The sequence below is a fragment of the Peribacillus butanolivorans genome (assembly GCF_001273755.1).
Taxonomy (GTDB): domain Bacteria; phylum Bacillota; class Bacilli; order Bacillales; family DSM-1321; genus Peribacillus; species Peribacillus butanolivorans.
Genome location: NZ_LGYA01000001.1, coordinates 1,222,022 through 1,235,396, shown reverse-complemented (window position 1 = coordinate 1,235,396; position 13,375 = coordinate 1,222,022). Strand labels below are relative to the sequence as shown.

At 38.8% G+C, this 13,375-nt stretch carries 19 protein-coding genes; 5 read left to right on the top strand and 14 right to left on the bottom strand.

Annotated features, from left to right (window positions below; all coding sequences use genetic code 11):
- From AKG34_RS05905 to AKG34_RS05890, 4 genes are all read right to left on the bottom strand, one after another.
- Positions 1-618 (bottom strand): RsfA family transcriptional regulator, encoded by a 618-nt coding sequence (locus tag AKG34_RS05905; RefSeq protein ID WP_053345224.1) that lies wholly within the window; start codon positions 616-618, stop codon positions 1-3.
- Positions 619-696: 78 nt separating this feature from the next.
- Complete coding sequence (locus tag AKG34_RS05900) at positions 697-1,461, bottom strand: enoyl-CoA hydratase/isomerase family protein (protein ID WP_053345223.1); 765 nt, start codon at positions 1,459-1,461, stop codon at positions 697-699.
- A 152-nt stretch (positions 1,462-1,613) separates the two neighbouring features.
- The gene (gene rpmF, locus AKG34_RS05895) at positions 1,614-1,787 is read right to left on the bottom strand and encodes a 50S ribosomal protein L32 (RefSeq protein ID WP_034313929.1); all 174 of its coding nucleotides are present in this window, start codon (positions 1,785-1,787) and stop codon (positions 1,614-1,616) included.
- Positions 1,788-1,852: 65 nt separating this feature from the next.
- Entirely contained in the window at positions 1,853-2,374 is a 522-nt protein-coding gene (locus tag AKG34_RS05890) for a YceD family protein (RefSeq protein WP_053345222.1), read from the bottom strand.
- 218 nt (positions 2,375-2,592) lie between these two features.
- On the opposite strand from AKG34_RS05890, the gene AKG34_RS05885 reads away from it, so the two are divergent.
- On the top strand, positions 2,593-3,801 hold the full coding sequence (locus AKG34_RS05885; RefSeq protein ID WP_053345221.1) for a nucleotidyltransferase: 1,209 nt from the start codon (positions 2,593-2,595) through the stop codon (positions 3,799-3,801).
- 77 nt (positions 3,802-3,878) lie between these two features.
- Here the strand turns inward: AKG34_RS05885 and AKG34_RS05880 are convergent, their stop codons facing one another.
- Positions 3,879-4,904 (bottom strand): SepM family pheromone-processing serine protease, encoded by a 1,026-nt coding sequence (locus AKG34_RS05880; RefSeq protein ID WP_053345220.1) that lies wholly within the window; start codon positions 4,902-4,904, stop codon positions 3,879-3,881.
- A complete protein-coding gene (locus AKG34_RS05875; RefSeq protein ID WP_053345219.1) occupies positions 4,894-5,691 on the bottom strand; it encodes a patatin-like phospholipase family protein in 798 nt (265 codons plus the stop codon). Before AKG34_RS05875 ends, AKG34_RS05880 begins: the two co-directional genes overlap by 11 nt.
- A 313-nt stretch (positions 5,692-6,004) precedes the next feature.
- Between AKG34_RS05875 and ylbJ the strand changes: the two genes are divergently transcribed.
- Entirely contained in the window at positions 6,005-7,225 is a 1,221-nt protein-coding gene (ylbJ, locus tag AKG34_RS05870; protein ID WP_053345218.1) for a dipicolinic acid transporter SpoVV, read from the top strand.
- A 42-nt stretch (positions 7,226-7,267) separates the two neighbouring features.
- Here the strand turns inward: ylbJ and coaD are convergent, their stop codons facing one another.
- Both coaD and rsmD read right to left on the bottom strand, forming a co-directional pair.
- Positions 7,268-7,759: a pantetheine-phosphate adenylyltransferase gene (gene coaD / locus AKG34_RS05865; protein ID WP_053345217.1), complete on the bottom strand. Its 492-nt coding sequence runs from the start codon at positions 7,757-7,759 to the stop codon at positions 7,268-7,270.
- On the bottom strand, positions 7,760-8,335 hold the full coding sequence (rsmD, locus tag AKG34_RS05860) for a 16S rRNA (guanine(966)-N(2))-methyltransferase RsmD (RefSeq protein ID WP_053345216.1): 576 nt from the start codon (positions 8,333-8,335) through the stop codon (positions 7,760-7,762).
- Positions 8,336-8,813: 478 nt separating this feature from the next.
- Here rsmD and AKG34_RS05855 point away from each other — a divergent pair, with 478 nt between their 5' ends.
- Positions 8,814-9,203, top strand: coding sequence for a DUF7147 family protein (locus tag AKG34_RS05855; protein WP_053345215.1), 390 nt, complete (start codon positions 8,814-8,816; stop codon positions 9,201-9,203).
- A 54-nt stretch (positions 9,204-9,257) separates the two neighbouring features.
- Here AKG34_RS05855 and AKG34_RS05850 read toward each other — a convergent pair whose 3' ends face one another.
- A complete protein-coding gene (locus AKG34_RS05850) occupies positions 9,258-9,533 on the bottom strand; it encodes a YlbG family protein (RefSeq protein WP_048684554.1) in 276 nt (91 codons plus the stop codon).
- Between the two features lie 138 nt (positions 9,534-9,671).
- On the opposite strand from AKG34_RS05850, the gene AKG34_RS05845 reads away from it, so the two are divergent.
- Positions 9,672-9,995, top strand: a complete 324-nt coding sequence (locus AKG34_RS05845; protein ID WP_053345214.1) for a hypothetical protein — start codon at positions 9,672-9,674, stop codon at positions 9,993-9,995.
- Between the two features lie 44 nt (positions 9,996-10,039).
- Here the strand turns inward: AKG34_RS05845 and AKG34_RS05840 are convergent, their stop codons facing one another.
- The 4 genes from AKG34_RS05840 to AKG34_RS05825 are packed head-to-tail and all read right to left on the bottom strand — an operon-like array spanning position 10,040 to position 11,737.
- Positions 10,040-10,489, bottom strand: coding sequence for a YlbF/YmcA family competence regulator (locus tag AKG34_RS05840; RefSeq protein ID WP_053348009.1), 450 nt, complete (start codon positions 10,487-10,489; stop codon positions 10,040-10,042).
- 60 nt (positions 10,490-10,549) lie between these two features.
- Entirely contained in the window at positions 10,550-10,975 is a 426-nt protein-coding gene (locus tag AKG34_RS05835; protein WP_053345213.1) for a hypothetical protein, read from the bottom strand.
- 60 nt (positions 10,976-11,035) lie between these two features.
- On the bottom strand, positions 11,036-11,278 hold the full coding sequence (locus tag AKG34_RS05830) for a YlbE-like family protein (RefSeq protein ID WP_053345212.1): 243 nt from the start codon (positions 11,276-11,278) through the stop codon (positions 11,036-11,038).
- Between the two features lie 24 nt (positions 11,279-11,302).
- Positions 11,303-11,737 (bottom strand): YlbD family protein, encoded by a 435-nt coding sequence (locus tag AKG34_RS05825; RefSeq protein ID WP_053345211.1) that lies wholly within the window; start codon positions 11,735-11,737, stop codon positions 11,303-11,305.
- 134 nt (positions 11,738-11,871) lie between these two features.
- Here AKG34_RS05825 and AKG34_RS05820 point away from each other — a divergent pair, with 134 nt between their 5' ends.
- A complete protein-coding gene (locus AKG34_RS05820; protein ID WP_053345210.1) occupies positions 11,872-12,366 on the top strand; it encodes a PaaI family thioesterase in 495 nt (164 codons plus the stop codon).
- A gap of 40 nt (positions 12,367-12,406) precedes the next feature.
- Here AKG34_RS05820 and AKG34_RS05815 read toward each other — a convergent pair whose 3' ends face one another.
- Positions 12,407-13,276, bottom strand: coding sequence for a CAP domain-containing protein (locus AKG34_RS05815; protein ID WP_236694877.1), 870 nt, complete (start codon positions 13,274-13,276; stop codon positions 12,407-12,409).
- Positions 13,277-13,375: the final 99 nt, after the last annotated feature.

Genomic DNA, 13,375 nt, shown 5'->3' with positions numbered 1-13,375 from the left:
TTATTTATTAACCCTTTCCAAATTTCCGTTTTTATCCATTTGAAAACTAACTTTCGGATTCGCCTTTTCGTCTTCTAGCACACTGAGCTTTCTAGCCCGCTCCATAATTTGCATTAACGCACGATAATCTTCCTCTACCACTTTCAAGTTTTCTTTCAACAGTCTATTTTCATCCTGTAAACGATCATTTTCCTGTTCAAGTAAAAGTGAGTGCTCAGAAATTTGTTCTTTTTCCTTACTATCAAGTTGGATTAATTCATCCATTTTCGTTAAATATAATATAACTTCCTGAAGGGTAATAGATTCATTTTCCCTTTCCTCGTTTGTCTTTTGTTCAATAGTCTTGAATTCTGCTACTACAGTTTCCGTTTCAAAATCGGTTTCCTTTACAGCCTGTTCTTTCCTTTGCTTTTTGGCCAGCTCAATTCCTGATTTATATTGCTTTCTTACAAAAGAATTCCAACGAAATCCACAAGCGGCTGATGTTCTCGATACCTGCTTCCCTACTTCTTCAAATGCCCTTAACTGTGTACTGCCTTCTCGAATATGCCTTAATACCACTTCAACCAGCAACAAATCCTCATCCTGTGTCCATGCATCTTGTCTCGTAAGTGACATCTCTCTACCTCCCAGCAAGTTTTACTTCATAATATGCACATGCTAGGAAAGATAGAAGAAATATAGAGGGTGTAACATTTATTTTTTCTTGTTTAAAAACCGATCGACTGCAGCATGATGTGCATCAGTCGCCCATAGTTTAGCACATTCACGAATTTCCGCTTCCATTCTTCCTTTTATCCCGCTATCCTTCCATTTCTTGACCAATAATTTTTTATAAGCCATCAGTACTCCTGTCTCATGACGAAGTAAATCTTCTACAAATTCTTCCCATCCATTCGTATCTTCTTCGATTATCTTATCTACGAAACCAAATTCCCTGGCTACTTCAGCTTTATGTATTTTTGCATCCAACAATAGTTTCAGCGCTTTTTGCTCTGGTATTTTCTCAAGTAAAAGCGAAGCACCGCCCCATCCTGTCGTAATCCCAAGTGTCCCCTGTACAAAACCAAGTTTCACTCCACTTTTTGCCAATCTAAAATCACAAGCAGTCGCTATTTCACACCCGCCACCGACAGCACTCCCATTAAGAAGTGCTAGTGTAGGTTTTGGAAAAACCGCTAGTGTATAAAGAATCTTACCCATTTTTGATAACATGGTAAAGGCCTCTTCCTCTGTGTAGAGGTCATGAAACTCGCTTAGATCCCCACCTGAACAGAATGCCTGAGAGCCTGCCCCTGTCAGGACCAGCATCTTTACTTCATCGTCGCTTGCCGCTTTTGACAAAACCGCCTCAAGTTCGTCCATTAATTGATAATTCACAGCATTCCTTTTTTCCGGTCTATTAAATAAAATCTTCATGTAACCGCGTACATCCTTTTCAACAATTAGCACTTGATTCATGTAAACACCTTCTCCAATAAATTGTCTGTCAATCTGCAAAAAATTCTAAATATTCTGCCAAAAATCTTGGTAAAAAAAGCACAGAGAAATATCTCTGTGCTTTGATTAGCGTGTTGCATCAAGAAAGCAAAGCTTTCAAGTAGGTCAAGAAATTATTTTGCGACAACTTCTTTTCCTTTGTATGTTCCACATTCTTTACAAACGTGATGTGAAAGAGTCATTCCACCACAGCTTGGGCATTCTACCATACCAGGTACTTGAAGCTTGAAGTGTGTACGACGTTTTCTTTTTACAGTTTTCGACGTTCTTCTAAAAGGTACAGCCATTATTCCCACCTCCTTAAAAAATATAAAAAAGCTGGAAAAATCGAATTAACGATTTTTCGTTCCAATCAAGATTCTTTATTGTTGTCAAAAAAGTCGGCAAGCTTTGCAAATCTCGGATCAACCTTATGTTTACTTTCTTCTTCAGAAATAACAGCCCAGTCTTTCCCAGATTGAGGAGCAGCTTCGTTCGAATCGACATCCTCACAAAAAACCTGCATCGGAATTTCTAGCAATAAATTTTCTTTAATTACCGGTATAAGGTCTACAACATCGCCTTCCACAACAGTGACATCATCTCCGTAGAAATCAGTGTCATCTGCCTTTAAAAGAAAGGTTTCCTTTGTATCAATATCAATCGGATATTTCACGTCTACCAGTGTACGGGAGCATGGTAATGTTAATTCACCTGAAAGATGCAAGTGAAAAGTAATCTCGGTCGAGTTGATATCAGCTCTTCCTGCTACTCTAATCGGAGAAACATCGCGAATTTGCGGGTCTCTTTCCTTAATGTCTAAGACATCCACTAGTTCATCAAACCGTAAATCTTTGTCCCGAATTTTTTGAAGTTGACTAATCGTCCATTTCAAATGAAATCACCTCAAGGCAACAAAAATAATTATAGCTTTCAATTATAAGTTTGTCAATATTTTTTCTTTACACTATAATGTAGTCATCCTAACTGATTATCCAAGTTTATGATTCATTTTAAACAAAAAATCACGAAGAATCATTATAGTAATTTTACTTGAAATACTATTTTAGCACTAAGTTGAAAAAATACAAAGTTTTTCTCTGAGGTGAAGGAATGAAAGCTTGCGGTTTAGTAGTCGAATATAACCCTTTTCATAATGGACATGTTTTACATGCTAGAGAAAGTAGAGAAAATACAGGGGCAGATGTCGTGGTAGCGGTTATGAGCGGACCATTCTTACAGCGCGGTGAACCTGCTATTGTCAGTAAATGGGCAAGGGCGGAAATGGCTTTACGCGGCGGCATTGACCTTGTCATCGAGCTTCCCTATGCCTTTGCAACCCAGAAGGCGGAGATCTTTGCAAAAGGCTCGATTTCTCTTTTGGAATACCTTGGCTGCGACTCTTTTTGCTTTGGAAGCGAGGATGGCCGAATTGAACCATTCATAATGGCTCATAAAATTCTTTCTGACAATTCTGTAGCAATCGATGCAGCCATTAAATCGGCCATGGATGCCGGTAACAGCTATCCGACAAGTGCCTCCTTGGCTTTTCAATCGATAATCCAAAATGATGATGTGCTGGATTTGACGAAGCCAAATAATATTCTTGGTAAAGAATATGTTAGTGTTGCCCTAAAAAACAGTTTTTCAATTCAACCCTATACGATTAAACGGGTTGCGGCCGGATACCATGAAACACAGTTGACTTCCGAGTCGATAGCAAGTGCAACAGGAATCCGGAAAGCCCTCATGGAACAAAAACAGGAATTGGAGGCTGTTGCTGGCTATATTCCACAATCAACAAGAATCGGCCTTGAGCATTATTTATCGACCTACCGTACCTTACATGACTGGGAAATGTATTGGCCTATGTTGAAATACCGGATTCTATCCTCTTCACTAATGGAGTTGGCAGAAATTTACGAAATCGAAGAAGGCATTGAGCACCGATTTAAGGAAATGGCAAAACAAGCTGCAACCTTTTCAGACTTCATGGCCGCAATGAAGACAAAGCGCTATACCTGGACACGACTCCAGCGGATGTGCGTCCATATTTTCACACATACCTTAAAGGGAAAAATGATACACAATGATCTACCTTCTTATATCAGACTCCTTGGCATGAATGCCCAGGGGCAGGAGTACCTTCGCACCGTCAAGAAAGACTTGCCGGTTCCGCTCATCTCTAAACTATCAGCATATCAAAAGCATGGCATTGAAACGGACTTACGGGCGGCACAGGTATATGCATTGGGCTTACCTGAACCATATCAAGCTTCTTTAATGAAACGAGAATACGAATCACCAATTATTATTAAATAAAGAAAATACCGGTTAACAGTGTTTTTGACGAAATTTAACAAAAAAAAGCGCAAACAGATGAACTGCTTGCGCTTTTTTTATTCTTCTTTTTCCTTTAATTTCGTTAGATAATCCAACGCATCTTCAAAATTGTCAACCGGGACAATTTTCATTTTTGTTTCAATGTCCTTTGCTACAACCAATGCGTCTTCATAATTCGAGCCAGCTGCTCCGTTTTCATTTGGCGCAAAGAAAATTTCCGCTCCGGATTTATCGGCAGCGACAATTTTCTGTTGAATCCCTCCTATTGGGCCGACTATTCCATCATCTGACATCGTTCCTGTCCCCGCAATATCGTAGCCTTTTGTGAGATCTCCCTCTGTTAATTGATTATAAATTTCCAAAGAAAACATCAATCCAGCTGAAGGACCACCTATTTGTTCAGAATCTATGGCGATGGCAGGTTTCGTTGTGACCCTTCGATTATCATCGAGAGAAATGCCTATCCCAACCCTACTTGGATCATCTTTAAAAGACTGCAACGAGAGATGAGCTGTTTTCTCTGTCTCTTCCCTCTTATACACTAATTCAACTTCGTCTCCAGCCTTTTTCCCATTAATGTAATCCATGAATTCCTCTGCGGACTTAAATTTCACATTATCCACCTGAATGATTTGATCGCCCGCCTTCAGTTCTTTTGCAGCTGGCATTCCTTTTAGCACGTCCAAAACATATACACCTAAGTACTCGTAATCCACTTCTTTCCCTGCTTTTTCATAAGCTATTTGGATTGCATTATTTTTAGAACCGTCCATTAAATGCAACTGCCTAATATTATATTCTTCATCGGTTTCATCCTCGCTACGAATCGATGTCTCCGGATAAATTTCCTGATAATCACTCCACTTTGCCAGCATATAGGAATAAATATTAGCCTTGCCCATCCTTACCGTGGTCAGCATAAAGCTACCTTCCGCTTCATCACCGCCGGAAACCTCAATTATTGGCTCTAATTCTTTAGCCATTCCTGGTTTTGACACATAATAAGGTAGGGTATAAAGAGCAGATGCTATCAGTAGTATAGCGGCCACCAGGAAAGTGCGTACATACATTTTACGGTTCATCTTCAAATGACTCCTTCCAAGTAACAATGCTTTGCTTAATTTGATCGATCTTTCCTCTTGCAGCTTCTTCTCCAATACTAATTATCTCCTGTATGTTTGTAAATGATTTCGAGCTGTATTTCTCAACCCTAGGGCGGATCATGACGTCTGAGGCAAACTCCCTGCTTTTAACCAATTCCATTTGAAGGATATCGAGGCTTTGCATGATAACATCATAGATAGAGTTTATCTCCATATCTTGTTTAACATGAGCGACATCTACTCCTATTATGATATCCGCTCCCATATCCTTCACTACAGAAACAGGAACCCTGTCAACAACGCCTCCATCGACAAGAAGTCTATTTCCGATTTTTTCCGGAATGAAGATGCCAGGAATTGAGATGCTTGCTCTGACAGCAGGGGCAATAGGACCTTCCTGAAAAATGACTTTTTCTCCAGTTTTTATATCCGTAGCAACCACTGCTACAGGAATATCAAGTTCTTCAAATTTCTTTCCATATGTAAATACCCTAATTAAATCTTTTGTCCGTTTACCTGAAATGAAACCCATTTTAGGTATTGTAAAGTCTAAATAATATTTTCGTTTAAAAGCCCTCGACAGCTTATAGAGCCTCTCAATATCTGAACCTGCGCCATAAAAGGCAGCAACCATCGCCCCCATGCTGCTTCCTGCAATCATATCTATCGGAATGCCTTCTTGCTTCAACACCTTTATCACGCCAATATGGGCAAAGCCTCTTGCTCCTCCAGACCCAAGTGCAAGCCCAATCTTTGGTTTTGACAAAGAAATCCCCCCTCTCTGTAAGAAGTTCAAAATATTGAAATAACACTCATACAAAGTTATGGTCTTAAACAGATTTATAGAAGCATATTGTTTATATTGACAGTGAAACAAGCATGGTAGCACGAACAAAGACTCCCAATGTAATGAAATTGAAATATTACAGCCATTTCTAGTACTTAGTATCTTCATTTTATCATGTTTTTACAATCGATAACCCATACTGTGCATTACTTTTCGAGAAAAGGAAGTTCGTATTTTATATATACGAAACGAACTGCCCTTATTTAGTATCCCTTCAAGAGGAGGCTGAACTTTGCTTAAATCAAAATCTAAAACAGTATTATTAGCTCTCACCGTCACGATGATGACAATTGGCTTAATCATTTTCCCCCAGGAATCTTTTGAAGCTTCCAAAGGTGGGCTGAATATGTGGTGGAAAATTGTTTTCCCTTCTCTCCTACCCTTCTTAATTTTCTCAGAGTTATTAATCAGTTTTGGTGTTGTCAGATTCATTGGAGTCATACTCGAGCCGTTCATGCGCCCTTTATTTCGAGTACCCGGAGTGGGCGGTTTTGTCTGGGCGATGGGACTTGCCTCTGGGTTTCCAGCCGGAGCCAAATTCACCGTAAGGCTTCGTCAAGAGAAACAGGTGACCCGCATTGAGGCTGAAAGACTTGTTTGCTTTACTAATTCATCAAATCCATTATTCCTGTTTGTTGCCGTTGCTGTAGGGTTCTTCCATAATCCTCAATTAGGTATCATCCTTGCACTCTCCCATTACCTAGGAAATTTTTGTGTAGGAATTTTAATGCGCTTTTACCGTTGGAAAGAGGAAAAGTCCCAGTCGAAAGGAATCACCAAACTACCTTCCATTAGACAAGCCTTTAGCCAGATGCATCGAACCAGGCTAAAAGAAACGAGACCATTTGGAAGTTTGCTTGGAGATGCTGTTCTATCCTCCATCCAAACTCTTCTAATGATCGGTGGATTCATCATTCTTTTTTCGGTAGTCAATAAACTTTTATTTCATATGAATATTACCGGACTGCTAGCCTCGTGGGTCGGAGGAATATTACATATTATGAATTTCCCTGATTCTTTAAGCCTCCCGTTTATTTCAGGGTTGTTTGAAATGACTCTTGGCTCAAAATTAACCAGTTCAGTCGAAAATGCGAGCCTCCTTCAGCAGACTGTAATGACAAGTTTCATCCTAGCTTTCAATGGATTCAGCATTCAGGCGCAAGTAGCCAGTATTATAGCCGCATCAGACATTCGGTTCATGCCATTTTTTCTAGCTAGAATTGCACATGGTTTTCTTGCATCCATTTTCACTGTATTACTTTGGGGGCCATTCTATAAAGGCAATAATTACAGCGGCAACCCATTCAATGCCTTCCCAGTCAGTGGATCGACAGGTGAACGTGCAAGCTCTCTTTATCAGAATATGCTTGATTTTGGCCCGTTGTTAACCCTCGCTTTTTTAACCCTTTACATCATGATATTCGCCAAACGACTATTCAAAGGACTTTCTTAAATAGAAAAAAGAGCATTGCCTAGGTCGGCAATGCTCTTTTTTCTATTCTTTTTGTTGCTCATACTTCTTAGTCAAGGCTTTTTGGACGACAGGAGGCACTAGTTCAGAAATATCACCGCCATATTTCGCAACCTCTTTCACGATACTTGAACTCAAGAAAGAATATTGATTTTTCGTCATGATAAAGAACGATTCTATGTTATTGTTCAGGAAACGGTTCATTGAAGTTCCCTGCATTTCATATTCAAAGTCAGAAGTCGCCCGTAATCCTCGGATAATCGCATTCGCGGAAACGCTTTCAGCATAATCGACCGTCAGTCCCTGATAGAAATCCACCTTAACATTTGGCATATGAGCCGTTGCTTCTGTAATTAACTCCAGCCTTTCTTCTACAGTAAACAATGAATTTTTTGCTGAATTGTTCACAATGACCACATATACCTCATCAAACACATTCGCTCCCCTCTGAATGATATCAAGATGACCAAATGTGATTGGATCAAAACTTCCCGGACAAATCGCTATTTTTGACATTCATAGTTCCCCCTGTTCGTTTACGTTCCCCCAATGATAAATCGTAACAGCAATGACACCATAAACTTCTTTTCTCTTAACAGTAAAGTCGCCAACTTGCTCAGGCAATGTAACATCATGGCCATGCTCACAAACAATATACCCCGTATTGCTTAGCAATCGGTTTTTATGTATTTCTTCAAGTAAATCTACAAGCTTTTGTTTCTTATAAGGTGGATCAAGAAAGATTAATTGAAAAGTTATTTCCCTTTTCACCAAAGCTTTCAATGCACGTTCTGAATCATTTTTGTAAACCTCTGCACGGTCTGAAAACTTACATATCTCCAAATTTGCCTTAACCGTTTGATTTGCTTTAAAGTCTCGGTCTACAAATATGGCTTTATCCATTCCCCTGCTTAATGCTTCAATTCCTAGTCCACCGCTACCAGCAAACAAGTCAAGTACGAGCCCACCTTCGAAATAAGGACCAATCATATTAAAAATGGATTCTTTAACTTTATCCGTAGTCGGCCGGGTTCCTGTTCCCGGTACAGCCTTTAGTGGTCTTCCTTTACAAATTCCAGAAACGACCCTCATCATTCTCACCACATTTTATGACAAATTTCTGTTACTTTCCTATCCTAACATATTAGAAAAAGCTAGCCAATAATAAAAGCCAATTCCTTCTTCCTAAGTCAAACATCAAATTATATTTTCCTACACCCAATTACAACACCTATTCTTCATCCATTCTTTTTATAAATCTCTTACATTTTGAATATTTAAGTTGTATTTGGCAATAATGTGAATAACAACATTCCTTATTAGGTGTTGTTGCCAACCGCGGAGAAGGCTTACGTTTCCCCATAAGTTCTTCCTCCGGTTTCTCCTCTCCCTTTGCCTTCTAGTCCTAAGTTAGACATAGAAGGACCCTGCAGATTTTTGCAGGGCTTTTTTTTTGATAAACCTCCATTACTCGTGGGGCTTTGTCATGATTAGACAATGAAATTGTCCTTCTCTTTTAAAGGAGATAATGATAAAGTAATGAATAATAAGTTAGTTAGGAGAGGTTTAATTGATTCAACGTTTTATTGAACTTGGACAAGGATATTCTGATATATATGAGCTGCTTGAAGTAGGACGCAATCAAAAGCATCGTGTTGCAAGGCTTTTGTCTCTACACACTACGATAAATGATAAAAAGGTAACTTCATTAGTTATTGTCATGCAACCTACAGATCCAGGGAAATTCCAGCCGCTTTATATTTGCCGTGAAGGAATTCCGAACCCTCATGTTACCGTAAACAAACGCTATGAGCTTTTTGAGAAACTAGCAGAGGAACTAGATAAATCCATTATTGAAATCGATGTAAAATCTTCGGTCCTCTTTGCAGAAATCGAGTTATACTATCAGCATTTGATTGGTATATTACGAATGAATAGATATCTGCCTCCATTAGGTTGAAGAAAAATAAATGTCCCGAATTAAAAAAGCTGACTCGGCATGAGTCAGCTTTTTTTAAATTCCCATCTTATAATCATATTCTTTCGCTTTATCTGGTTTGGAGTTTTCAAATTCCACTTTCAAAAAAGGCTTATAAGATAGGTCCACTTTTTTTACAAACGAATAATTATTCAGCTTTTCTACCAGTGGTTCGACTTCATCCATGTTTGTATAAAGGACTACATATTTCAATTTTTTTGAAACATAATGGATATTCCCGAATTTCCTAAGCATTTTGGCTTGTTTTAATGTATGTAAATAGACGATAATTCCTTGTCTCGCTCCAAGCATATCAATAACTCCCTTTTATAAAGGTTTTAACTAAGTTTAGCATAGCAGAATCTGTACTTTCAACCAAGAAAAAAAGATTATAAACTAAATTCTCTTACTATTATGAATATAGATAATAAGAAAGGAGCCGAAAAAGAGATGGATTTAGACCCAATCTGGAATCAATTTATCGGACATCTAGTAGATAATGAAGAGATAAGCCAAGCCTCGCTAAAAAAAATTACGGGCATTCCATTTATATATATTCATTATTCTCAGAAGGAAAACGAAAAAAATAATCTCTTTCTCTTAATAAAAAAAGCAGCAAGCCGTTCAATGCGAGGCAAGCAACTCCATTGCGAAACCATTTTCGTCCGGCAGGAAAACCAATTATTTGTATTCCGTCACCGTTTTTATGTACCACAACAAAAGATGTTTTGCTGTGGGAATCTCTGTCCGGACTGCATCTTGTTTAGAAGTTAACACTGCTATAAAAAAAAAGCCTGGAAGGACCAGGCTTTTTCCTATTAAGCAGAGCATCCACAACTTCCACCAGTACCGCAACTTCCAGTTGAGCATCCACCTGAAGATACAAAAAATGGATTTCCCGCAGGGGTTTTAACCTGCTCAGAAACTGCCCGGCCAATTCGACCGCTGATTTCGTCAAGAACGGATTGCAATTCCGTCTCTGCCCTCTTAAACTGGGCAACGGTAGAATGCATATCCATATCTCGTTTAGCTTCTCTAGTCTCTAAATTGATACGTTTGTAGTCCGGATGATATTTACCGAACCTTTGAACATCTTCAAACAGATCCTTTAAAGAGGTAAACTTTGAAATCTTCTGCTGTGCCACTTTGTCGCTCTGTAATTTATATAAACTAAGGAGATATTCTTCTCCTATTTCAGAATGAAGGATTATTTCAGCTAATCCGTCAGCCTGTTGTAAAATGTCGATAATTTCCATAGTAGCAAGCATAAACAAGCTCACCTCCACCATCATTTTAACATTTCTTCCTATCAGATGCTAATGGTTTGATTAAATAGAGGAAGTGATATGTACCTCAAACTCTTTTTGTAATCCTGTTTTTTTACCTGAACCATTTAAAATCTCCAGCTTAATCTTATGCATGCCATTTGGAACATCCTTTAAGATAAAAGCCGCTGTCCGCATATCTTTTTTCTTTTGATTATCAATAGATACCGACACAGTTGCCAATTGTTTAGGATTTGTTTCAGAAAAACCATAATCCTTTAGGTAGCATTCAACATATACAGAGTTCCCTTTCACAAAAGTTTTCACCTGAAAGTCCTCATCCAAATTTTGGACGGTTGATACAGTGGTGGCAGCTTTTAAGTTAGAAACATTTTGTAGAGCTGCTCCTAAATTTTCAGGTTCCGGTATTTTCTTTCCACAACCTGTCGCTGCCATCAACACTGTTAGAACCATAATGAATCTTTTCATATCATCGTCCCCCTTTTGCCTTTATTGTTCGCCAAAAGGAGTAATTTACTCTTTTTTTCTTCATTCGCCTGGAGTATTCATCGCTTGAAACATATGAAGCATCATGGAAGCAACCTGAACGCTTTCTGAAAATTTAGAAACCCGATGTGGTATCGACTTCTCAAAATAGTATTTCGCTTCCGTTTCGAATACGTCCACTTCATGAGGATTCCGCATTAACCTTTTGTACCATGCAGGTTGAACCCTCAAGTAATTACGCATATCTTCATTTGTTTGAATAAATTCATATACATTCTGGCGCATGAAAAGCCCTCCCCTCTTCACTACTTAATCTTTGTTAAATATGAATGGATTCGTTCTCTGCCCTTTATCCTTCGGGGGCGGATTGGAATCACCTCCTGATTTATTCCCTTGGAAAGCCGATAGCACTCCCTGTATTGCCCCAATTGCCTGATTGGCATTTGTAATATATTGTTGTATCTGACCCATATCCATATTTTTAACTGCACTCATTAACGAACCTATCAACTCCGTACTTTGATCTCCCTTTTCTACCGGCTGTGATTGAGGTTCAGACTTCACTATAGATTCATTCACACTGCCGTCAGCCTGCCAGCGTGAATGATCTTCTCCGAGTAAGTACCATTCTTCAAAAAGTTCCTGCCATGTTGCTTGCTTGTTTCTCACTTCATTTACTAAATAAGGATGCTCCTTGACAAACTCCCGAAATCCATCGACGGAGGGGCGCTTTTTTTTTGCCATTACTCTCACCTCACACTAAGACATCGCCTATGTTCACCATATGCTAAAATGAAATAAAAAGTGCATGGCATTTCTATTCCGAATTTAATTGCATTTCCTTATAGTATAATATTAGAAAATGAGGGGGTATTTTCATGATAGATTTCAGGGATTTAGTCGAAGACTTTCAAAAACTGGCAAAGTCAGCAGATGAAACAGAGTTAGCCGTTTTATCGGGAATAATCTCAGGAATACAAGCAAAAAGAGAACAAAAGAAGTATTCCTATATTTCAAGCCTATTGCAGTTAAATAAGGATGTAAGCCAACAGGATACCTCACTTACAATGACCATGCCTAACACACCACTTGTACATAATGAATTGAAGATTACCCACGGCGGAATGATTGCTACCTTGATAGATTCAGGCATGGGAATCCTTGCCAACTCAACAGTTCCAGAAGGGTACGCTACAGTAACGACAGATATACAAGTTCGGTATGTAAAACCCGCTATTGGTGATCATTTGACATGTAAGTGTGAGTTAATACATAGAGGCAATAAAACGATAATCGTCGAAGGAAAGGTATACCGCGATGATGGCGAACTTTGCGCGGTATCGACAGGCAACTTTTTCATCTTGAAAATATAATAATTAGAAAATAAAAACGGATCCCATAAGGGATCCATTTTTATTTTCTTATGAAATTCTGTGTATAATACTTTTTATAAACCCCAACACCCAAGCCTGTAAAGTCCTCATTCAGCATCGCATCCCGATGGCCCTTACTATTTAGCCAGCCTTCCATGACTGCCGCTGCATCCACATAATCTTTAGCAATATTTTCACCTGCAGAGCTGTATTTAACGTGACCTGCGTTCAGACGCTTTTCCAAATCCCCTTTTGTTTCAGGGACGTTTGTTCCTTCAGGAATATCCGCCATTTCACGGCTATGAAGGTAAGCAACTTCAGCTGCAGAATCATCCCATTCTAGAGGCTTCAAATCAAATCTGCTACGCATGATATTCGTAATATCGAATATTTGCTGTTCGTTGCCTTCCTCCACCTTTTCCCAGTCTTTCTCAGATAGATCCTCAACCTTCACAAGCTTACCATGGTAGGTCAACTCATAAGGCTGTTGTTTTAAAAGGGTAGAATCATTCAAAAACCGAACACTTGAAACCGTTCCTGAGAATTTATCTAAATACAACTGTACATGAATATCCCCAAGTTCAATCAAAGGCCTCATGTTCATATCTTCCTCCGACAATTCAAAACGATAGGAACTATCTCCAACCTCAATATCAACAGTTGGTTCTACATACAAACTAGAATAGATGGCATCAATGGATTGTCCGATTTTAAATGGCGCAACATTAACCTTATCACCTATACCATATGCAGATATCACTTTTTCATTTTCAACGGCTAATTGAAAATAATTACTATAGTCTTTTTTATAAACCCACCAATCATAGCCATAAGCGGACATATCAATTCGATCAGGTTCTCCGAATTCTTTTTCTATCTCTTTCGTATTTTTCCCAATTGTAACTGCCAAACCTTCTGTAGCTTCAGTCACCTCTTTTTCAGAAGAAGTACTTTTCTCATTTATATGTTCATTAGGGTTAACACCTTTGTTACCATCAATTAGGGGATT

Coding starts and splice junctions, on each gene's coding strand:
- AKG34_RS05905 (WP_053345224.1), bottom strand. CDS start 618: ATGTCACTTACGAGACAAGATGCATGGACACAGGATGAGGATTTGTTG.
- AKG34_RS05900 (WP_053345223.1), bottom strand. CDS start 1,461: ATGAATCAAGTGCTAATTGTTGAAAAGGATGTACGCGGTTACATGAAG.
- rpmF (WP_034313929.1), bottom strand. CDS start 1,787: ATGGCTGTACCTTTTAGAAGAACGTCGAAAACTGTAAAAAGAAAACGT.
- AKG34_RS05885 (WP_053345221.1), top strand. CDS start 2,593: ATGAAAGCTTGCGGTTTAGTAGTCGAATATAACCCTTTTCATAATGGA.
- AKG34_RS05880 (WP_053345220.1), bottom strand. CDS start 4,904: ATGAACCGTAAAATGTATGTACGCACTTTCCTGGTGGCCGCTATACTA.
- coaD (WP_053345217.1), bottom strand. CDS start 7,759: ATGTCAAAAATAGCGATTTGTCCGGGAAGTTTTGATCCAATCACATTT.
- rsmD (WP_053345216.1), bottom strand. CDS start 8,335: ATGAGGGTCGTTTCTGGAATTTGTAAAGGAAGACCACTAAAGGCTGTA.
- AKG34_RS05850 (WP_048684554.1), bottom strand. CDS start 9,533: ATGCTTGGAGCGAGACAAGGAATTATCGTCTATTTACATACATTAAAA.
- AKG34_RS05845 (WP_053345214.1), top strand. CDS start 9,672: ATGGATTTAGACCCAATCTGGAATCAATTTATCGGACATCTAGTAGAT.
- AKG34_RS05840 (WP_053348009.1), bottom strand. CDS start 10,489: ATGCTTGCTACTATGGAAATTATCGACATTTTACAACAGGCTGACGGA.
- AKG34_RS05835 (WP_053345213.1), bottom strand. CDS start 10,975: ATGAAAAGATTCATTATGGTTCTAACAGTGTTGATGGCAGCGACAGGT.
- AKG34_RS05830 (WP_053345212.1), bottom strand. CDS start 11,278: ATGCGCCAGAATGTATATGAATTTATTCAAACAAATGAAGATATGCGT.
- AKG34_RS05825 (WP_053345211.1), bottom strand. CDS start 11,737: ATGGCAAAAAAAAAGCGCCCCTCCGTCGATGGATTTCGGGAGTTTGTC.
- AKG34_RS05820 (WP_053345210.1), top strand. CDS start 11,872: ATGATAGATTTCAGGGATTTAGTCGAAGACTTTCAAAAACTGGCAAAG.